Below are 20029 nucleotides of genomic sequence, written 5' to 3'. Positions count from 1 at the left end.
AAGTGTAATCATCATCATAAACATTACACTCAGGAATAGATAAAACTTAACGATTATAATTTCATCCAAATGAAAAACAAATTTCCAGAGTGAAAAATGAATTAAAAATGTTAAAAAAAACAATATTGTAACAAGAATATTTGGATTAGCTTTCATTTTAAATTTAATTTCTGCCTAACAGTTATTAGGTTGATTTTAATTAAACACAAAAATAGACTTTTTCTATCGGATTTTAATAATATTTGATTTTTATCATCTGATAAAATTTATTCCTTATATATAATATTACGTCGAAGACGGTTTTATATCCTAAAAATTTCCTTATTTTTGCAAACCTATAATTTACAATACATATGTTTAATAGTTTACAGGATAAATTAGACAAAGCGCTGCATAATATTTCAGGACGTGGAAAAATCACGGAAATCAACGTTGCGGAAACCGTAAAAGAAATTCGTAGAGCATTGGTGGATGCCGATGTTAATTATAAAGTTGCAAAGGATCTTACCAAAAGAGTTCAGGATAAAGCTTTAGGACGGGACGTTCTTACATCGCTTACTCCGGGACAGCTGATGACGAAAATCGTTCACGATGAGCTGGTAGATCTGATGGGTGGTTCTCAGGAAGGTATTAATCTTTCAGGAAAGCCTTCTGTAATTCTTATCGCTGGACTTCAGGGATCCGGTAAGACTACTTTCTCCGGAAAACTGGCGAATTATTTAAAAACAAAAAGAAATAAAAAACCTCTTTTGGTTGCGTGTGACGTTTATCGTCCGGCTGCGATCGATCAGCTTAAAGTTTTAGGCGGACAGATCGGGGTTCCGGTTTTCACGGAAGAAGGTTCTATGGATCCTTCAAGCATTTCTCAGAATGCGATTAATTTTGCAAAAGCAAACGGTCATGATGTAGTGATCGTGGATACAGCGGGTCGTTTGGCAATCGATGAGCAGATGATGAAGGAAATTAAAACTGTTCATTCTGTGATTACGCCAAACGAAACACTTTTCGTTGTTGACTCCATGACGGGACAGGATGCTGTGAATACTGCAAAAGCATTCAACGATACTTTGAATTTTGACGGGGTTGTTTTAACCAAATTAGACGGTGACACTCGAGGTGGAGCTGCTTTAACAATTCGTTCTGTTGTTGAAAAGCCAATCAAGTTCATTTCTACCGGTGAAAAAATGGAAGCGCTGGATCTTTTCTATCCGGAAAGAATGGCAGACAGAATCCTGGGAATGGGAGACGTTGTTTCCTTAGTAGAAAGAGCTCAAGAGCAATTTGATGAAGAGGAAGCGAAAAAACTTCACAAGAAAATCGCTAAAAACGAATTCGGTTTTGATGATTTCCTAAAACAGATCAACCAGATCAAAAAGATGGGGAATATGAAGGATTTGATGGGGATGATTCCTGGTGTTGGAAAAGCAATTAAAGATGTTGAGATCAGCGATGATGCATTTAAACATATTGAAGCAATCATCTACTCTATGACTCCTGAAGAAAGAAGAAAACCTTCTATCATCAACACCCAGAGAAAAAACAGAATTGCAAAAGGGGCAGGAAGAAAAATTGAGGATGTTAACCAATTGATGAAGCAATTCGATCAGATGGGTAAAATGATGAAAATGATGCAGGGTCCTCAAGGAAAACAGATGATGCAGATGATGAGCAAAATGCCAAATATGCCTGGAATGGGCGGAATGTTCGGCAAATAAAACACAAAAAAAACGATTAAAAAATAATTATTATGGAACTTAACGAAAAACAAGGGAACTACAACCAACCTTACAAATCAGAAAAAAAAGTAACTGCTGGAATTTTAGCAATTCTTTTAGGAGGATTCGGAGTACACAAATTCTACTTAGGCTATACGAAAGCAGGAATTATACAACTTCTTTTAAGCCTTCTTTGCATCGGAGGTCTTATTGGATTAATTGAAGGGATCATCTACCTTACAAAATCTGATGAAGAATTTGACAGAACTTATGTTCAAAACCAAAAAGAATGGTTCTAAGACTTTAAGTTTTACAAATACAAAATCCGGCTCATATCTGAACCGGATTTTTTGTTTATCGTAATGAAAGAAATTGAATTATTTATCAGATTTCTGAGCCTTAGCTTTGATGAAATAAGAGAAACCTAAGTTTACCCCGAAAGTATTTACTCTGTTCTTAAATTCAGTACCGAAATAAGTTTCTTTGTTCGAGAACTGATCGAAAGATACTCCTAAGTTAATCCCTAAAGACTGAGTTGCCATATAAGTAACTCCTCCTTTCACTTTCCAAGCTAAACCATCAGCAGTATAATCTGTTGAAGTTCCTGAAATAGTTTCTTTTGTTTTGCTTGAAGCATAACCAATACCCGCTCCCAAAAAAGGAACCACTTTGCTGCTGTTCGCAAAATAATAAGTTGCAGTTGGCATTACAGAAAAGCTGGAAACAGTATTTTTATCACCGCTATCTTTTGTTGTAACACTTGTAAAACCTAAATCAATCCCAACAGCTAATTTATCAATTACAAAATAACCTAAAGATGGAGTTACAGCGAAAGTGCTTACTTTAACACCGTCATACGTTTCACCGTTTACCTTAGTTTTAGTTTCCATATTGTTGAAACCAATTCCTGTGTTTCCGCTGATTACCCAGTCTCCTTTAGTCATCTGAGCGTTAGATAATCCGAAAAATGCGATTGCACCAGCTAATAATAGTTTTTTCATAGTTATAAAATTTATTTTTAAAAGATTTTTAAAAGATTAAAAAGTCCCAAGAAAACTCAGGACTTTTTAGTTTATATGCTTTGTTTATTATTTTGCGAAAACATATTTTACACCGATTCCAACAGAAGCCAAATCAAGACCGAAGTTGTAGTTATCTACACTTTTAGCATTCTTGTATTTGAAGTTGCTGTATCCGAATTCTCCGATAGTAGCCTCGATAGTCCAGTTTTTGTTTAAGAAATAATCTAAACCTGGCTTCACAGCAACACCGAAAGAATTGAATTTCTCTTCTGTAGTAGTTGTTGCGTTTGCAAAAGTAGTCTCACGCTTATCGTTTCCGAAAGCCATTGGTACTGAAAGCTGACCGAAGATGTAGAATTTCTCACCTAAAGTCCAGTATTTTCTTGCAAAAGGCTCTACTACAAATGCAGAAAGAGTGTTTTTAGTTGTAGTAACAGCACCTTCGTTTTTTGCTACGCTTGAAGCATAACCTACACCAACTCCAACTGCTACGTTTGTTCCAACGAAATGTCCGATTGTAGGAACTAATGTTAAATCACTAGTTTTGATATTTGTATTGTTATCTTCGCTTGCAGCAAAATTTAAAGTTCCTGATACATATGTAGTTCCTTTAGCGATTTGCGCATTAGATAAACCGAAAAGTGCAATAGCACCTGCTAATAATACCTTTTTCATTTTTTTAATAATTTTAATACTTTCTGACGGCAAATTTACAGTGACGGCTGTGAATATTAAAATTTGTTAATGTGATTAATATCATCGGTATTTTTTAGCAATTTTCAACAATAAAAGCTATTAAATAAAGGCTTTTAGCGTTTTCACAATTTTTTGAATAAAAAAACTCCAATTTTGCAATCGGAGTTCATTATAGTTGATTTTAAAAAATTTTACTTCAGGAAGAAATTTACCCCGAAATTCACCGCTCCGAAGTTAAATCTGTCGTCACCGTACCAATAAGGACCACGACCTTTGTATTTACTGCTTACACTCTGAAATCCTAAATACAGTTCTGTATTCTTCATCTGATATCCTACTCTCGGCGCTACATACAATCCGCTGTTGATATAGTTTCTGGTAGAAATTCCTGCTCCAAGATCCAATCCTACAAACAAAGGAATCTTGTTAAATCTGTATTTTCCGGAAACAGCAATAGGAACAAAACCAAAATCATCTACATTATCTTTTCCGAAAAAGTGTGAATATCCTGTAGCAGCACCAATATCAAGACCTTTAGTAATGTTCCACATATATGCTGCATCCAATCCCAGAGTTACACTTGCCGCATCGGATGCATCTCCAAGCGGAGCACCTACATGAGCTCCCAGTCTGAAACCTTCCTGAGCCTGCGTAAGACCTCCCAGAAATGCAAAAGCACCTAATAATAATAGTTTTTTCATTTTAATAATTTTAAATTTTGAATTTTCTAATGATAAAAATGTGGTAGCATTTTATACAGAAAAAAAGCAGTACAAATTCTGTACCGCTTTAATTTTTTTATGAGAATAAATTCTTAGTTCCCTCCGAATTTGAATCCTACTCCAACCTGTAAAAAGCTGTTAGTTAACTTTTCTCCGTTTGAAGCGTCTTTTGCCAAATTAGATACTCCCATATTGTATCTTGCATCAAAGAATAATCCGTTCTCCAGCATATATTCAGCACCAAGGAATGGAGCAATATTCAAAGTATTTAACTGATCTTTGATATCCACTTCATCGCTGCTGTTGATTTCGAATCCCGGAATAACACCGCCTAATCCTAAATCTGCAGAATATTTTTGTTTAGCAGAAAGGATAACTCCAAAACTTGCACCTGCAGAAACCGAAAGACCTTCAGTAATGAAATATTTAGCAGAAACAGGAATCAATAAAGTATGGTAAGTCTGTTTTGCCTTAACATTGAAAAAGTTGGTAGGATCACTAGGATCAACTTCTGCAATATTCAGTTTCCCTCCAAGTTGAGAATATAAAAGTTCCCCCTGTAAACCAAACCTGTCGCTTACTTTATATTCTGCAATACCTCCGATGTAAAAAGTATGTAACGGATCTGATGTTTCAGAATCTGAGTTGTCTTTAAGCTTAAGAGTTGAATAAGAATATCCTGCTTTAGGTCCGAATCTGAATTCCTGAGCTTTTGCGCTCAATCCCATAACAGCGACTGCTGTCAAAAGAAATAATTTCTTCATAGTTAATAGTTTTTTTATTAATCAGTCGCAAAAATAACACTTTTTTTTAAATATCAAAATGATTACAATAAAGTGTTTAAAAAATAAAAAACAGATCAACACCTGTTAATCTGCTTTTCAATTATATTATGATAAATTGTTTAATCGTTTCGCTGTCTTTTTTCCTCATCATTGTAGGCAAGAATAATTTTTCTTACAACAGGGTGTCTTACTACATCCTCTTCTGTTAAATGAACAAATCCGATTTCTTTTACATCCTTCAGAATTCTCATGGCTTCCTTTAATCCGGATTGCTGTTTCGGAGGTAAATCCACCTGACTCGGATCTCCGGTGATGATAAATTTAGCATTCATCCCCATTCTCGTTAAAAACATTTTCATTTGGGAATGTGTTGTATTTTGAGCTTCATCCAGAATTACAAAGGCATCATCCAGAGTTCTTCCTCTCATAAACGCTAAAGGAGCCACTTCAATCACTTTCTTTTCTATAAAACCTTCCAGTTTTTCATGCGGAATCATGTCGCGTAACGCATCATACAAAGGCTGTAAGTACGGATCCAGCTTTTCTTTAAGATCGCCCGGTAAAAACCCTAAGCTCTCCCCTGCTTCAACGGCAGGTCTTGTTAAAACAATTCTTTTAACGGTTTTATCCCTCAAAGCTTTTGCCGCCAAAGCCACACTCGTATACGTCTTTCCCGTTCCGGCAGGTCCAATCGCAAAAACCATATCTTTTTTCTCGGTTTCCTTAACCAGTTTTTTAAGATTGGTGGTTTTGGCTTTGATGATTTTACCGTTAACACCTTTTACAATGATATCCTGATCGAAAACAAGCTGCTTTTCGTTTTCATCTTTAATATTCAGAAGATTTTCAACATCTTTCAGGTCTATAGAATTATTTTTTGAAATAAAATTGACAATATCATCGAGCTTTTTCTTAAAAATGTCCAAAGCTTCCTGATTGCCCATCGCAAAAATATAGTGATCTCTTCCAGTGATTTTAAGAGTGGGAAAAGTAGATTTTATAAGGTTGAAAAATTGGTTGTTTACTCCGTAGAAGATTTTCGCATCGATATCCTCAAGATCATATGTCAATTCAAACATGCAGTATTATTATTAATTTTAGATTTTAAATTTAAAGCTTTTTTTGAAATTTATATCAAATTCTTTTCCATAATTTTTCCGGCATTCCTTTTATTTTAGATAAATTTGCATTTCTATCATTCTATACAACCATCAATGTCAATTATAACCCTCACTTCAGATTTCGGAAATTTGGATTACAGAGTCGCCGCTGTAAAAGGGAGCATTCTTTCTCTGAATCAGAAGGTTAATATTGTTGATATTAGTCACGAAATACAGGCTTTTAACCTTATACAGACCTCTTACATCGTAAGAAATGCATACAAACATTTTCCGAAAGGCACTATTCATATTGTTTCCGTAGACAGTTTTCACAACAGAAACAGGAAAAATATTTTATATAAATCCGACGGTCATTACTTTTTGGCAGCGGATAACGGCGTTTTAAGTTTAATCTTTTTTGATATTAAACCTGAAGCCATTTACGAAATTACATTAAACAACCGTTTCGACGATATCGTTAATTTTACTTCTACGGATGTTTTTGTTCCTGCAGCCGTTCATCTGGCAAACGGAGGACTTCCCGAAGTAATCGGAAGAAAAATAGACTCTGCAAAACAGCTTCTGTTTCCGAAACCTGTTTACAATGAATCCGAAAAGATGATCATCGGAGAAGTTACCTACATTGATAATTTCGGAAATATAATCTCAAATATTAATAAAGATTTTTTTGAAACCATCTCAAAAGGATACGAAAGTTTCACGATAAAATTCAGAAACTTAGCACTTTCAAGAGTCTTTTCGAGTCATACGGAAGTGGTTTCGGACTGGGATCGGGAAACAGAATTTCACGGGCAGTCTGCTGCAATCTTCAATGACAGTCAGCTTTTGGAGCTTACCATCTACAAAGGAAGCAGAAAAAACGGGGCAAAATCCCTGTTTGGACTTAACGTGGGCGAAAATATTTACATTGAATTTTTCTAAAATTTAATATTTCATAAAAAAATCGATTTTTTTTATATATTTGTCAAAATCTAAAAATTAAAAATGGCAGAATACAAATTATTGCTTCCGTCCATGGGAGAAGGTGTTATGGAAGCGACAATTATCTCCTGGTTGTTCAACGAAGGTGATAGCGTAAAAGAGGATGATTCCGTAGTAGAAATTGCAACAGATAAGGTAGATTCAGACGTTCCGACACCCGTTTCGGGGAAAATCGTAAAGATTTTGAAACAGAAAGACGAAGTTGCAAAAGTAGGTGAAGCCATTGCTATTTTAGAAATTGAAGGAGAAGGCGGAAAAACTGCTTCAGAAGAAGTAAAAACGGAAACTCCGGCGGCTGCTCCGGACGCGGAAACCTTAAAAACCATTGAGGAACCTTTAAAAGTAGCTGCTTCAACAGAGTTTTCGGGAGACCTTTATCTTTCGCCGCTTGTAAAATCTATCGCACAGCAGGAAAATATTTCTGAAACCGAACTGAAAACCATCAAAGGAAGCGGTCTGGAAGGAAGAATTACCAAAGAAGATATTTTAGCTTACGTTAAGAACAGAGGAAACCAGCCAGTTCAACAGGCAGCTCCGGTACAAACTGCATCTGCTCCACAACCGGTTGCAACTTCGGCTCCGGCTGCTACGATTACGGCTGCTGCAGGTGATGAGATCATTCCGATGGACAGAATGAGAAAAATCATCGCTGAAAACATGGTAAAAGCGAAGCAGATTGCTCCGCACGTAACTTCTTTCATCGAAACAGACGTTACGAACGTTGTAAAATGGAGAAATAAAAACAAATCTCTTTTTGAAAAACGTGAAGGTGAAAAACTGACGTTCATGCCGATTTTCGTGAAAGCAGTTGTTAAAGCGATTCAAGATTTCCCTATGATCAACGTATCAATCAGCGGAGAAAACATCATCAAAAAGAAAAACATCAACATCGGTATGGCAACAGCTTTACCGGACGGAAACCTTATCGTTCCTGTTATTAAAAATGCAGATCAGTTATCACTTTCAGGATTGGCAAAAGCAATCAACGATTTAGCGTACAGAGCAAGAAACAAAAAATTAAGACCTGAAGACACTCAGGGCGCAACATATACTATTTCTAACGTAGGAAGCTTCGGAAACTTAATGGGAACTCCGATTATTCCTCAGCCTCAGGTTGCAATTTTGGCAATCGGAGCCATCGTTAAGAAACCTGCCGTTCTTGAAACTCCAGACGGAGATGTAATCGCGATCAGAAACTTAATGTTCATGTCTCACTCATACGACCACAGAGTTGTAGACGGTTCTTTGGGAGGAATGATGCTTAAACATGTTCATGATTACCTTGAAAACTGGGATCTGAATACGGAAATATAATTTATAAATGATGAATGATAAATGATGCAATTGTCATATTAAGCTTATCGAAACATCTTTACAATATAAAACCTTCGATTTTTTTTCGGAGGTTTTTTGTTTGAAAAACTTTGTAGCATTTTATACCAAATCCTGACAAACCATGTAATAGAATGCTTTTTTTAACTGTCTTAAAATAAAAGCAAGAACCTATATTCTCAAAATATGAAACAAATTCTTCTGGCAACTTTTGTCTTAAATATTTCTGCCGTCTCTTTTTCGCAGCAAACCAATCAGTTTACATTAATTGATAATTACGTGAAAGAAGCCATTAAAGCAAATCAAATTCCCGGTTTAGCAATTGGTGTTGTAAAAGATAGTAAAGTAATTTTTGAGCAATATTACGGTACGGAAAATTTGGAAGACGCTAAAAAAGTAAGTCCAACTTCAATGTTCAGGATATATTCTACTTCAAAATTAATGACTGACGTTGGCATTTTTCAACTGATTGAACAGGGAAAACTTTCTCTAGAAGACAATGTTTCAAAATACGTTGAAAATCTACCACAGGAATGGCAAAATGTGAAGGTAAAAAATCTCTTGGCTCATTCTTCCGGAATACCGGATTTTATTGCTTTCAGTGATATTCTGCCAGAATATTCAGGTTCTAAAACTATTGAACGATTGAGCAAAGAGAAAATGGATTTTACAACAGGGAACGAATTCAGATATAATCAAACGAATTATATGCTTCTTTCTATGATTATTGAAAAAATTACCGGACAATCTTTTGAAGATTTTATTTTAAATAATCAATTTTCTGATGTAAAAAATCAGGTTGTTTATTCGTCAAATGCTCTTGAAAAAATTCCGAACCGTGTTATAAAATATAATTTCGATTCGGAGACTAAAAAATATGTAAAATCTAAAGATGTTGAAGGAAAAAAAGCATATCCCGGAAACGGAATAGCTATAACTTTACCTGCATTTTTGAAATGGAGCAGCCATTTAAGTAAAAACGATTTTCTGAATCAAAAAACAAAAGACATGATGTGGCAACCATTTGAATATGGAAATAAAAAAGATGTCTTTGCATACGGCTGGGAAATCAATAAAGTGAATAATATTTCGTCTTACGGCTTTTCTGGAGGAAATATAAGCGCTTTCAGATTTTATCCACAAAATAATATGGCAATAATCATGATGTCAAACGGTTATAACTTTTTTCCAGAACAAAATCACATCATAAATCATATTGCATCCATCGTGGATAACAATTTAACCGATAATTTTCTGTTAGCAGAAGAATCAATTATTAATGAATTTGCTAAGCCAAACAATCCAAATGCTGAAAAAAATTATTATTCCATTAAAGCAAAACATTCAAAATGGAATTTTGAAGACACATTGAATAATATCGGTTATATTTTAATGAGAAATTCCAGATTTAATGAGGCAGTAAAAGTTTTTGCGTTAAATGCTAAAGAAAATCCTCAGTCGGCGAATGCTTTTGACAGTTTGGGAGAAGGTTATTTTTCAATTAAAAACTATACTTTAGCATTAGAAAATTATAAAAAATCTTTAGCATTAAACCCAAAAAATACCAACGCAGAAAATATGGTCAACAAAATACAAGATTTAATGAAAAAATAATTAACATTTAACTTTAATTCTCAGTTTGTCTAAACTAAAAAAAACTTTTCACCGTGGAACTGGATTTCAGAAAACTCAATGTTAAAAAACTTTTCGATTTTTCAAAAGAAGAAGAAAATCTGATTTTTGAGGTTTATGACAAACTTTTTGAACTCTACGATATCGCCGTTATTGAAATCAAAGACTCCCCTTTTCATGAATTTAATTCCGGTGAAGGAATACCGCTTTTTGCTCCCAAAATAGGCTATTTCATTACGGATAACAACAGACAGAATTCTTTTTATCTCTTTATCGTCAGCAAAATAGGAACCAACGCAAAAGGAGCACGCACAACAACTTCGTACGACAGTCTGCAAATCTGGGGAATGAAAAAATTAAGCGATGATTTTGGATTTATTTCAGTCAGCAGGAAGAAATGGGCAGATAAAATTGCAGGAATATTCAGCAGCTTTACTGGTAATTTTAAAGACCGTGATTTTAAAGATTTTTATGTTTTGGGAAGCGATCCTTTTAAAACCCAATCCTTTTTAAACTCCGGAAGAAAAGAAGTTATAAAATCATTTCCTGATGAAGATTTTAAGCTGGAAATTAAAAACGACTTATTAAGCTTCGCCTTGCCTAAAGAACTTTCTGTACAAAACGCTTTATGGGCAGCAAAATTTTTAGAAGAAATATAAATTCCTTATTTTTATCATCAATCTTGCTACCAACAATTAAATGCTGAAAGTAATAGTCATCATCCGGAGATCTCTTAAAAAATCTTTCGATAACATCCGAAACGAACAACTGAAGTACAATCTGCTTCAGGCAATTCCATTCTGGATCGGTTCTGTGATTACGGGTTTTGTGGCGGTGATGTATGCAAAGATTTTTGCATGGGGCGAAAATCTCCTGCATTTTATTCTGGATTGGCATTCGTGGATGATCTTCATAATTGCCCCGATTGGTTTTGTTGTCTCGTGGTGGCTCGTAAAAGAATTTGCCCCGAATGCAAAAGGAAGCGGAATTCCGCAGGTGATGGCAGCCGTAGAATTAGCCAACCCGAAAGAACATAAAAAGATCCGAAGTTTACTAAGCTTAAAAATTATTGTTTTTAAAATTCTTTCTTCTTTGGTTTTGGTTATCGGAGGCGGTGCAGTCGGTCGTGAAGGTCCTACGATTCAGATTGCAGGTTCTGTTTTCAGAAAAGTAAACGAATACCTTCCCGAATGGTGGCCGAAAATTTCAAAGAAAAACATGATCATGACGGGTGCGGCAGCGGGACTTGCAGCGGCTTTCAACACACCTTTGGGCGGAATTGTTTTCGCCGTGGAAGAACTTTCCAAAACCCATATCAATTACTTTAAAACCGCTCTGTTTACCGCAGTTATCATTGCGGGTTTAACGGCTCAGACTTTGGCAGGTTCTTACCTGTATTTGGGATATCCAAAAACAAACGACGTTTCTTTAATGGTCATGTTTCCCATCATTTTAGTAGGCGGAACTGCCGGAATTTTAGCCAGTCAGCTCTCCGTAACTATGCTGAAAATGAATGACTGGAAGAAAAGAAAACTTAAAACAGACCGTGCGAACGTAGCATTTTTAATTTTCTGCGCTCTGATCATCGCTTCTATAGCCTTTTTCATCAACAGAGAAATATTAGGCTCCGGAAAAGAAATCATGGAACGCGTTCTTTTTACTTCAGAAAAACATGAAGACTGGTACGTTCCGGTTTTAAGAATGTTGGGTCCTGCCCTTTCCTTCACTTCCGGCGGCGCAGGAGGAATTTTTGCCCCTGCTTTAACAGCCGGAGCAAGTATTGGTTCTGTAATTTCAGGATTCATTCATTTAAGCCCGAATGAAACCAATGTTGTTGTTTTGGCAGGAATGGTTGCTTTTTTAACCGGAATTACCAGAGCTCCCTTTACATCAGCAATCATTGTTCTGGAAATGACAGACCGACATTCTCTGATATTTCATCTCATGTTAGCGGGAATGGTCTCTTCCATTGCCTCCATTTTGGTAAGCCGACATTCTTTATACGATGTCATCAAAGTGAATTTTTTAACGGAGATCAGAAAAGACGATCGTATCTAAAGGTCAGGGTTTTGGGTTTAAAGTTCATTTATAAAAAACAACAATCAAAAACCATGAACTGATAACAATTCACCACCAACAATTTTTCAGAAACATTCGCTTTCGTATTGCATATTACAAATATATTCTCTACTTTTGCACCTCGAAATAATTAACAAATTTTTTAACATTATGAACAATTACGAAACTGTTTTCATTTTAACTCCCGTTCTATCTGATGCACAGGTGGAGGAAGCAGTGAAAAAATTCGAAGATCTTATTAAAGAAAAGAACTGCGAAATCGTTGCTAAAGAAAACTGGGGATTAAAAAAATTAGCTTACCCGATCCAATTGAAAAAGAACGGATTTTACACTTTAATCGAGTTTAAAGGTGAAGGTTCTGTAGTTGCTGATTTAGAATTGGCATTCAAGCGTGACGAGAGAGTAATCCGTTACCTTACTACAAAACTAGACAAACACGCTGTTGACTATGCTGTAACTAGAAGAGCAAAAGTAAAAGCAGCTAAAGCTTAATTATTAACCCTATTTTTAAAAGACAAGACAATGGCAATAGACGAAATGGCTAAACAAGCCTCAGCTGGAGGAGAATCTGAAGTAAAATTCCTTACTCCGCTTGATATCAATACAAAATCTGAAAAGAAATATTGTAGATTCAAAAAATACGGAATTAAGCACGTAGATTACAAAGATGCTGATTTCTTATTACAGTTCGTAAACGAGCAAGGTAAAATCTTACCAAGAAGATACACAGGAACTTCTTTAAAATACCAAAGAAAAGTTTCTGCTGCAATCAAAAGAGCAAGACACTTGGCGTTACTACCATACGTAGCTGACTTATTGAAATAAAAAAATTGCAATTAGCCATTAGCTTCTCGCTTTTGGCTTTTTGTTGCTGAATTAATTTATAAATTCTAACGATGTGAAGAGTAAACCGGAACATAAAATCCGGAACTCCAAACTCTAAAACGGACAACAACAATGAACATTATTCTAAAAAAAGACGTAGAAAACTTAGGTCTTGAATTCGACACAGTAAGCGTAAAGCCTGGTTATGCAAGAAACTTCTTAATTCCTCAAGGGTACGCTTTATTAGCTACTCCTAAAAACATCGCAGCTTTAGAAGCTACTTTGGAGGCTAGAAAAGAAGAAGAAGCGAAATTGGTTGCTGCTGCAACTGCTGTAGTTGAGCAATTAAAGAAAACTTCTATTACAATCCCTGCAAAAGTAGGTACTGGTGATAAATTATTCGGTTCTATCAACAATGCGGATCTTGCTGAAGCTTTAGGAAAAGCAGGTGTATCTGTAGACAAAAAATACATCAAAATTCCTGGAAACACAATCAAGAGAACAGGTAAATTCTCAGCTCTTGTTAGACTTCACAGAAACGTTGAGTACAACTACGAATTCGATGTTGTATCTGATGCTCCGGTTGAAGCTCCAAAAGCAGCTCCTGCTAAAAAAGAAGAAGCATCTTCTGAAGAAGCTTAATCAAGACGAGATTTTCTCAACATATAAACCACTTCAACCGAAGTGGTTTTTTTGTGCCTTGCGACAGACTGAAGGTCTGAGAACGTAGTTCTGAAGCGACGAAGCAATCTTTCACAACAATTTATCATTACATCAGCAGATTTGTCATTTCGACGAAGGAGAAATCTATCCTCCAACAGAATATCTCTATGTTTTTCAGGAGCTATTTCCCGCTTTTCATTACAATCTTTTTTTGCAAAAAAGGATTTTCATTACAATCGGGGCTAAAATTCCCGTCATCAATAAATACTGATACGTTTTCACAACACTTACTTCTCCGAAAATAAAGAATGAAGCATAAATTTAATTATCCTAAGTTCGGGATAAATCTTCTTAAACGCAAGGTTAAACAAAGAGATTCAATTATAAGGAATTCTGCTTTTAAGATATACAAATGCGTAAAACTTATCAAAGTAATACCATTTTGTCTTTTTTAAATAAACGAAGTGCCTTTGTTTAGCTTACAAACTTTCAATAAGTAAAAAAAATCCTTTGTTTTTCTTTGCGATAAATTAATATAATTCTATAAATCAATTATTTAAATTTATTTCTTATCCCGAGCTGAGGTTAATTAATGTTTCCATAAAAAAAACTTGTATCATTAGTATTTAGAAAAAACACAAAAACCTCCCACTCTCAAACTCTCAAACCCTACAACTCTCAAACTCTATAACCCAAAATCACTCCTCACCTTTCAGCTTCTGTAGATAATCCGTCGGAGCAACCCCAATCACCTTTTTAAAAATATTACTGAAAGACGACAAACTGTTGTAGCCTACCATCATCGCGATTTCATACATATTATACTTCCCTTCCAGCATCAGTTCCAGAGAGCGGGTAATTCTCAGCGCACGTAAAAAACGGACGTAATTCATGCCCAGAATTTCCTTAAACTTTCGGGAAAGCGTTCTTGTACTCATCCCGAATTCTTTAGCCGTAGATTCTATGCTTAAAGGCTTTTCCAGATTTGCATGAATGTATTGTGCGACCTTCAGAAGCATTTCGTCATTCGGAAAAGGATGCTGAACCGGAAATGCAAGTTTCTTATCCCTTTTTTCAGGTAAAATCCCTTTTAACGCTTTAAGAAAATCATATTTTAATTCGTCATTCTTTGTGATTTTCCCATCCCAGTCTTTGGTATACAAAATCATCTCCCGAAGAAGATGACTTACCGAATAAATATTGATTTCATCAAAAAAGCCATTTTCGTTGTCTTCTTTTTTAAAATAAAAATTATACAGATCCACTTTCGGACTGGTAGAAAAAATGTAATGCGGTGTTCCGGCAGGAATCCACATAAAACATCTTGCCGGTAAATACCAGTGTTTCAGATCGGTGAAAATATGCACAATTCCACCTTCTGCATAGACCAACTGAGCCGAACTGTGATAATGGATTTCGGTTTTCACCTTTCCGGTAAGCACATGATAAACGTAAAATTCCGAATCTGCTTCTTCTACTGCTTTAAAATGACTTTCGTTCATTCAATAAAGATAAAAAGAAAATTTTAATATGGCGCAAATGAACAAATCTTTTTCTGTTTTCACAAATCATGTCGGAAGCTGTACCGCGTAAATTTGCAAAGTCAAAAACAATTCAGCAAAAAATCTTAACTATATTTATGAAAATGATATCATACGCAAACAGATATCAGTGGTTTGCGTTGTGCCTATTACTTATGAGTAATTTATTACAGGCACAGATAACCGATTATCAACACCTTAATCTGCAAAAAGCAATAGAGATCGGATTAATTCAAAACAAAAAAATAAAAATCAGCCATTTAAAAGATGAAATGTCCGAAACCAGAGAGAAAGATCTGAAAATGGAAAAGCTTCCCGATGTAGAATTTCACACAAGCTACAATCAGGTCACCAATCTTTTTCAGCATGAAGACGGCGTGTTTGCAAAAGCAACAAAGTACAACATCATCAATGGAATGTACGATTTTACGCTTTCGGCTTCCATTCCTGTTTATATGGGCGGAAAAATTAAAAATACCGAAAAAAAAGCCGCCATTGATACCGAAATTTCATCTCTTAAAACCCATCTGAATGAGAGACAACTAAAGATGGAAATTATCACCACTTTTCTCCAGATTCATCATTTAAAAGAACAGCAGCGTTTAATTAATGATAAAATGAAAGAAGATTCCGTGAACATCAAACAAGTGAAAGCCCTGAAAGCAAACGGCGTGGTTACGGTAAACGAAGTTCTGAGAACCTCTTTACAACTCTCTAACCATAAAATGAGCCGGACAGAGCTGGATAACGATATTCAGATTGCAGAACACAAGCTGAAAACGATGCTTTCGCTTCCGGAAAATCAGGAAATGCACGCAGAAACGGAAGATTTAATTTCTGAGAATGCAGAAATCCCTTACATCAATGAATTAACGGAAACCGCTTTACATAAAAACGAATCTGTGGAAATTGCCAATAAAAATCTCACTCTGAAAGAACTGGATCAAAAAATTGCCAAAGCGAATTATTTACCGAAAATTACCGCAGGTGGAGAGTACTTTTTAAAATATCCCAACATGATGTTTTTTCCGCCCGAACCTTATGCGTACCGTTTGGGAATGATCGGTATCCATCTTACCTACCCCATCGAAAATCTGTATAAAAACAAATACAAAATGCAGGAAGCAAAAGAAAATATAACTCTTGCCCAATTGCAGATCGAAGAAAACGAAGAAAATATCCGGCATGAAGTGTATGAAGCTTTCAAAAAATTTGAAGAAACGGAAGAAAAGGTAAAAATCGCAGAAGAAGCCATTAATCAGGCAAAAGAAAATTACAGGATCGTAAAGACCAAATATGCGAATAAGCTAAGTTTAATTACCGAACTCATTGATGCCGACAATGCCTATCTGGAAGCACAGTCCAACCTTATTTCCGTAAAAATTAACCGACAACTTAAATATTATCAACTCCAGTACACGATTGGAAATTTATAAAACTATGGCGAAGAAACAATTAACACAAAAGGAAAAAAGAATCAATAAAATCATCAGCGTTTTGGCGTGGATTCTTATCATCAGCGGAATAACAGGAATGTTAAGCTTCTATCTTTTTTCGAGAAAAAATGTAACAACCAACGATGCGCAGATCGAACAGTACATTACACCGGTTTCCAGCAAAGTTTCGGGGTTTATAAAAACAATAAAATTCAATGAAAACCAGTTTGTGCATAAAGGCGACACTTTACTTATCATTGACAACCGCGAGTTTATCAATCAGGTAAAAATAGCGGAAGCCGGTCTCCATGCCAATTCAGATAATATCAACACCATCGAAAGCGGAGTGAATACGAAAGAAAGTGACACTAAAATTATTGATGCTAAAATTACTTCTGCCAAAATCGACATCTGGAAAACCGAACAGGATTTTAAACGTTATAAAAATTTAGTGGATGAAGATGCTGCAACCGATCAGCAGTTTGAAAATGCAAAAGCTTTGTACGAACAAGCAAAAGCGAATCTATCAGCTTTAGAACAGCAAAAAAACGCGGTAAAAGCAGGCGTTAGTGAGCAAAAAACGAAAATCGCTCCGGTAAAAAGCCAGGTACAGCAAAGTTCTGCCAATCTTAACAATGCGAAGCTTTTTCTTTCTTATACTTTTGTTACCGCGCCCTACGACGGTTGGGTAGGAAAGAAAACCATTCAGGAAGGACAGTTGATCAAAGAAGGTCAGGCTTTGGTTCAGATCGTAAGCAAAGAAAAATGGATCATTGCCAATTATAAAGAAACGCAGTTGGGACAAATCGACCAGCAAAAAGAAGTCACTATCACCGCAGATGCGTATCCTGATGTGGAATTTAAAGGAAAAATCGTTTCGGTTTCTCCAGCTTCAGGCTCCCAGTTTTCTTTGATAAAGCCGGACAATGCAACAGGAAATTTTGTAAAAATAGAGCAGCGATTTCCGGTAAAAATCATTCTCAATAAAAATCAAAACAATGAAAAATTGCTTTCCGGAATGAATGTTCTGGTGAGTGCGAGGAAGATTTAGAGTTTGCGCGTTTCAGGGTTTGAAGGTTTGAGAGTGAGAGTGAGAGGGTTTGAGTTTTTTAGTGTTTTCATTTTTCTCGGATTTTTAATTAACCAATCAATTATTTTTTAGCGAAAAGGCAGAATACAATTTTGCCATCTTATCTTTTTTTACAATTTTCTGTCTTTTCGCAATTTTTTATTTTTTTTATTCAATTAATCATGCATCACAATTCAGTTTATCATCGATGGGTTCCGCAGTGGCTGAAACTTCCGCTTCTTATTCTCGCGCTTTTTCCGCATCTGATGCTGCTGTCGCTTCTGCATTCCAACAGTGCATTTACCGCGTCTTTTATGGATGCAGATTCGGACGACATTCAGTATCTCATGATCCTGATGTACGGAACATTTGTGGTCACGCTTTTGGTGATACAGCGTTTTATGGCATATTTCAGCGTAAAATATTATACTTTGCTGATGTCTTCCGCTTCCGTTCTCATTCTTTACGGACTTTCCGTTACGCATGATTATCATATAATTCTTGTCATCCGTTTTCTGGAAGGAATTTTCGGAGTTTTGGAAGGCGCTATATTTCTCCCGCTTATTGTGGCTGAATTAAAGACAAAACACGCCAAAGAAATTGCCTACCTTTTTATGTACACCATTATTCTTACAGGCGGAACATTAACTACTTCTTTGCTGAAATCAAGCATTGAAAACTACGATTTCCGCCACATGATTTTAATGATGGTCTATTTTCACGTTTTCGTTCTGGTAATGGCTTTTGCTATTTTCAATAAAAACAGATTTTTCCCGAAAAAACCTTTGTATCAGCTTGATATTGCAAGCTGGTTTTTGCTTTGGGGATGTCTTCAGGCAGGAGGTTACGCGCTGATCTACGGAAAAAGACTGATGTGGTTTGAATCTGATCGTATTGTATTCTGTTTTTTACTGTTCCTGACTTTTGGAGGATTATTTATGCTGAAACAGAGAAATCAGCCGCGCCCGTTTTTTCATTTTGAAGTTTTCAGCTCGAAAAATGTAATTGTTGGCGTTATTCTTTTCTTTATCTTTTATATTCTCAGAGCTTCCATCAACAATGTATACAGCGTGATGGCTGTTGTCTGGAAATGGCAGTGGGATTATATCGTGGAAGTTCAGTACTGGAACGTTGCAGGAAGTCTTCTGGGCGTTTTTCTGTCCGCATTATGCATCACGAAAGGTGCTTCTTCAAGGCTTGTATTTTTTACCGGATTTTTAATTTTAGCCATAGACAGCGCATGGTTTACCTATACTTTTTATCCGGATACAACGCTTCAGACGATTTGTCCGCCCTTGTTTCTTCAGGGAGTCGGACAAGGCTTGCTTTTTACTCCGCTTGTGTTCTTCTTAATTGCAGGAATGCCGGAACAGTATGTTTCCAATGCAACCGCAGTAGGAACCGCCATAAGATTCTGGACCACAGCAATCGGTTATGCGTTGATGCAGAATCTGATGCTATTTTTAACGTTAAAACATTCCGATTCTTTAAGTTCAGGATTTGTGAGCACAAACCCGATTTTCGCGTCGCAATGGAACCAGATTTTTGGAAATAGCATTTCGAAACTTCCGGTTAATGACTCTTTGTCTGTCACTGCCGGAATCTTTAAGTCAAAAATAAATTCACAGGCAATTCTGCTTTCCAATATGGAGATTTTTACAGGATTGTTCTGGCTGGCTTTAATTACCGCAGTAATTATTTTACTGTATCATCCGGTGAAAATTGTGGTAAGGAATATTATTTAAATAAAAAAACCGGAAGAAATTCCCGGTTATGACTATGATTTTGGAGACCAGACGTTGAAAAACTCTTTTACTTTTTCAAGGCTGTATCCTTTTCCTTCCTCTAAAACGTCGCTCTGCTGAACGTGGATCATTTTGCCATTCTGATCCAGAACGATGAAAACAGGATATCCGAATTTCGTTCCCGGATCGCCGTATTTCGCAAATATCTTTTCGTTTTTGTTTTCCGGAGAATAATTCAGGTGGTAATATAGATAATTGTCGTCCACTAATTTTTTCAGTTCCGGAGTGGTCTGTACATACTGATTGAATCTTAAACACCAGATGCACCAGTTTCCTCCTGCCTGAATCATGATGTTTTTCTTCTCCTTTTTCGCTTTTGCAATCAGATTCTGTATATCTTTTTCTGCATCTGCTTTCGGATCATAAGGTTTGGGAAGCTTTGCCTTCTCTTCTGCTGCTTTTTTCTTGGCATCCAGTTCAGCATGATCTGTCTTTACCAATAACGATTTTTCTTCTGAAACAGTTTTAACTTCCTGTCTTACGGTATTGGTATTCTGGGAGAAAGCGATAGAGCTTAACCCCATAAATGCGATTAATGATAATTTTTTCATACGTTAAAAATAAAAAAATAATACTATTTGTAAGCAAAAACAGAACCATAATTT

Annotated in this window: 20 protein-coding genes; 13 read left to right on the top strand and 7 right to left on the bottom strand. The window is 35.9% G+C overall.

The features are described 5' to 3' along the window. The first annotated feature begins 353 nt into the window (after positions 1–353). Positions 354–1715 carry a signal recognition particle protein gene (gene ffh / locus QWT87_RS16140; RefSeq protein WP_302717224.1) on the top strand — a complete coding sequence of 454 codons (1362 nt, stop codon included), beginning with the start codon at positions 354–356 and terminating at the stop codon, positions 1713–1715. A gap of 32 nt (positions 1716–1747) precedes the next feature. Next, the gene (locus QWT87_RS16135) at positions 1748–2014 is read left to right on the top strand and encodes a TM2 domain-containing protein (protein WP_076390057.1); all 267 of its coding nucleotides are present in this window, start codon (positions 1748–1750) and stop codon (positions 2012–2014) included. A 78-nt stretch (positions 2015–2092) separates the two neighbouring features. On the opposite strand, the gene QWT87_RS16130 is transcribed toward QWT87_RS16135, so the two are convergent. From QWT87_RS16130 to QWT87_RS16110, 5 genes are all read right to left on the bottom strand, one after another. Next, on the bottom strand, positions 2093–2716 hold the full coding sequence (locus QWT87_RS16130; protein WP_302717221.1) for an OmpW family outer membrane protein: 624 nt from the start codon (positions 2714–2716) through the stop codon (positions 2093–2095). An 87-nt stretch (positions 2717–2803) separates the two neighbouring features. Beyond that, a complete protein-coding gene (locus QWT87_RS16125; RefSeq protein ID WP_116098899.1) occupies positions 2804–3412 on the bottom strand; it encodes an outer membrane protein in 609 nt (202 codons plus the stop codon). Positions 3413–3624: 212 nt separating this feature from the next. Continuing rightward, on the bottom strand, positions 3625–4134 hold the full coding sequence (locus QWT87_RS16120) for a hypothetical protein (RefSeq protein WP_087710386.1): 510 nt from the start codon (positions 4132–4134) through the stop codon (positions 3625–3627). Between the two features lie 113 nt (positions 4135–4247). Further along, positions 4248–4919: a porin family protein gene (locus QWT87_RS16115; RefSeq protein WP_116098898.1), complete on the bottom strand. Its 672-nt coding sequence runs from the start codon at positions 4917–4919 to the stop codon at positions 4248–4250. A gap of 140 nt (positions 4920–5059) precedes the next feature. Next, the gene (locus QWT87_RS16110; protein ID WP_087710390.1) at positions 5060–6019 is read right to left on the bottom strand and encodes a PhoH family protein; all 960 of its coding nucleotides are present in this window, start codon (positions 6017–6019) and stop codon (positions 5060–5062) included. 135 nt (positions 6020–6154) lie between these two features. Between QWT87_RS16110 and QWT87_RS16105 the strand changes: the two genes are divergently transcribed. From QWT87_RS16105 to rplI, 8 genes are all read left to right on the top strand, one after another. Then, the gene (locus QWT87_RS16105; RefSeq protein ID WP_185204670.1) at positions 6155–6982 is read left to right on the top strand and encodes an SAM hydrolase/SAM-dependent halogenase family protein; all 828 of its coding nucleotides are present in this window, start codon (positions 6155–6157) and stop codon (positions 6980–6982) included. Between the two features lie 63 nt (positions 6983–7045). Further along, positions 7046–8356 carry a dihydrolipoamide acetyltransferase family protein gene (locus QWT87_RS16100; RefSeq protein WP_302717215.1) on the top strand — a complete coding sequence of 437 codons (1311 nt, stop codon included), beginning with the start codon at positions 7046–7048 and terminating at the stop codon, positions 8354–8356. A gap of 204 nt (positions 8357–8560) precedes the next feature. Further along, entirely contained in the window at positions 8561–9988 is a 1428-nt protein-coding gene (locus QWT87_RS16095; protein WP_302717213.1) for a beta-lactamase family protein, read from the top strand. Positions 9989–10041: 53 nt separating this feature from the next. Further along, positions 10042–10665, top strand: coding sequence for a hypothetical protein (locus QWT87_RS16090; protein ID WP_302717211.1), 624 nt, complete (start codon positions 10042–10044; stop codon positions 10663–10665). Positions 10666–10705: 40 nt separating this feature from the next. Beyond that, a complete protein-coding gene (locus tag QWT87_RS16085; RefSeq protein ID WP_302717209.1) occupies positions 10706–12064 on the top strand; it encodes a chloride channel protein in 1359 nt (452 codons plus the stop codon). A gap of 171 nt (positions 12065–12235) precedes the next feature. Then, positions 12236–12577 (top strand): 30S ribosomal protein S6, encoded by a 342-nt coding sequence (gene rpsF, locus QWT87_RS16080; RefSeq protein ID WP_029293501.1) that lies wholly within the window; start codon positions 12236–12238, stop codon positions 12575–12577. A 30-nt stretch (positions 12578–12607) separates the two neighbouring features. Continuing rightward, on the top strand, positions 12608–12910 hold the full coding sequence (gene rpsR, locus QWT87_RS16075; protein ID WP_002979091.1) for a 30S ribosomal protein S18: 303 nt from the start codon (positions 12608–12610) through the stop codon (positions 12908–12910). 132 nt (positions 12911–13042) lie between these two features. Continuing rightward, positions 13043–13552 (top strand): 50S ribosomal protein L9, encoded by a 510-nt coding sequence (rplI, locus tag QWT87_RS16070; protein WP_214589900.1) that lies wholly within the window; start codon positions 13043–13045, stop codon positions 13550–13552. Between the two features lie 719 nt (positions 13553–14271). Here rplI and QWT87_RS16065 read toward each other — a convergent pair. After that, the gene (locus QWT87_RS16065; protein ID WP_302717175.1) at positions 14272–15075 is read right to left on the bottom strand and encodes a helix-turn-helix domain-containing protein; all 804 of its coding nucleotides are present in this window, start codon (positions 15073–15075) and stop codon (positions 14272–14274) included. Positions 15076–15269: 194 nt separating this feature from the next. Here QWT87_RS16065 and QWT87_RS16060 point away from each other — a divergent pair, with 194 nt between their 5' ends. The 3 genes from QWT87_RS16060 (at position 15270) to QWT87_RS16050 (ending at position 19364) form a co-directional block, all read left to right on the top strand. Then, positions 15270–16550, top strand: a complete 1281-nt coding sequence (locus QWT87_RS16060) for a TolC family protein (RefSeq protein WP_302717174.1) — start codon at positions 15270–15272, stop codon at positions 16548–16550. Positions 16551–16554: 4 nt separating this feature from the next. Further along, positions 16555–17601: an HlyD family secretion protein gene (locus QWT87_RS16055; protein WP_302717172.1), complete on the top strand. Its 1047-nt coding sequence runs from the start codon at positions 16555–16557 to the stop codon at positions 17599–17601. Positions 17602–17801: 200 nt separating this feature from the next. After that, positions 17802–19364 carry an MFS transporter gene (locus tag QWT87_RS16050; protein WP_302717170.1) on the top strand — a complete coding sequence of 521 codons (1563 nt, stop codon included), beginning with the start codon at positions 17802–17804 and terminating at the stop codon, positions 19362–19364. 32 nt (positions 19365–19396) lie between these two features. On the opposite strand, the gene QWT87_RS16045 is transcribed toward QWT87_RS16050, so the two are convergent. Further along, entirely contained in the window at positions 19397–19975 is a 579-nt protein-coding gene (locus tag QWT87_RS16045) for a thioredoxin family protein (protein ID WP_302717168.1), read from the bottom strand. Positions 19976–20029 lie beyond the last annotated feature (54 nt).

Source organism: Chryseobacterium urinae (assembly GCF_030518295.1).
GTDB lineage: Bacteria > Bacteroidota > Bacteroidia > Flavobacteriales > Weeksellaceae > Chryseobacterium > Chryseobacterium mucoviscidosis.
The sequence above is the reverse complement of the archived record's forward strand: the minus strand, read 5'-3'. Positions and strand labels throughout refer to the sequence as shown.

Bases quoted from the DNA above. Each gene is read 5' to 3' on its own strand.
- QWT87_RS16105 (WP_185204670.1), top strand. From the start codon at position 6,155: ATGTCAATTATAACCCTCACTTCAGATTTCGGAAATTTGGATTACAGA.
- QWT87_RS16065 (WP_302717175.1), bottom strand. From the start codon at position 15,075: ATGAACGAAAGTCATTTTAAAGCAGTAGAAGAAGCAGATTCGGAATTT.
- QWT87_RS16125 (WP_116098899.1), bottom strand. From the start codon at position 3,412: ATGAAAAAGGTATTATTAGCAGGTGCTATTGCACTTTTCGGTTTATCT.
- QWT87_RS16100 (WP_302717215.1), top strand. From the start codon at position 7,046: ATGGCAGAATACAAATTATTGCTTCCGTCCATGGGAGAAGGTGTTATG.
- QWT87_RS16135 (WP_076390057.1), top strand. From the start codon at position 1,748: ATGGAACTTAACGAAAAACAAGGGAACTACAACCAACCTTACAAATCA.
- QWT87_RS16050 (WP_302717170.1), top strand. From the start codon at position 17,802: ATGCATCACAATTCAGTTTATCATCGATGGGTTCCGCAGTGGCTGAAA.
- QWT87_RS16130 (WP_302717221.1), bottom strand. From the start codon at position 2,716: ATGAAAAAACTATTATTAGCTGGTGCAATCGCATTTTTCGGATTATCT.
- QWT87_RS16045 (WP_302717168.1), bottom strand. From the start codon at position 19,975: ATGAAAAAATTATCATTAATCGCATTTATGGGGTTAAGCTCTATCGCT.
- QWT87_RS16120 (WP_087710386.1), bottom strand. From the start codon at position 4,134: ATGAAAAAACTATTATTATTAGGTGCTTTTGCATTTCTGGGAGGTCTT.
- ffh (WP_302717224.1), top strand. From the start codon at position 354: ATGTTTAATAGTTTACAGGATAAATTAGACAAAGCGCTGCATAATATT.
- QWT87_RS16115 (WP_116098898.1), bottom strand. From the start codon at position 4,919: ATGAAGAAATTATTTCTTTTGACAGCAGTCGCTGTTATGGGATTGAGC.
- QWT87_RS16095 (WP_302717213.1), top strand. From the start codon at position 8,561: ATGAAACAAATTCTTCTGGCAACTTTTGTCTTAAATATTTCTGCCGTC.
- rpsF (WP_029293501.1), top strand. From the start codon at position 12,236: ATGAACAATTACGAAACTGTTTTCATTTTAACTCCCGTTCTATCTGAT.
- QWT87_RS16060 (WP_302717174.1), top strand. From the start codon at position 15,270: ATGAGTAATTTATTACAGGCACAGATAACCGATTATCAACACCTTAAT.
- QWT87_RS16055 (WP_302717172.1), top strand. From the start codon at position 16,555: ATGGCGAAGAAACAATTAACACAAAAGGAAAAAAGAATCAATAAAATC.
- QWT87_RS16110 (WP_087710390.1), bottom strand. From the start codon at position 6,019: ATGTTTGAATTGACATATGATCTTGAGGATATCGATGCGAAAATCTTC.
- rpsR (WP_002979091.1), top strand. From the start codon at position 12,608: ATGGCAATAGACGAAATGGCTAAACAAGCCTCAGCTGGAGGAGAATCT.
- QWT87_RS16085 (WP_302717209.1), top strand. From the start codon at position 10,706: ATGCTGAAAGTAATAGTCATCATCCGGAGATCTCTTAAAAAATCTTTC.
- rplI (WP_214589900.1), top strand. From the start codon at position 13,043: ATGAACATTATTCTAAAAAAAGACGTAGAAAACTTAGGTCTTGAATTC.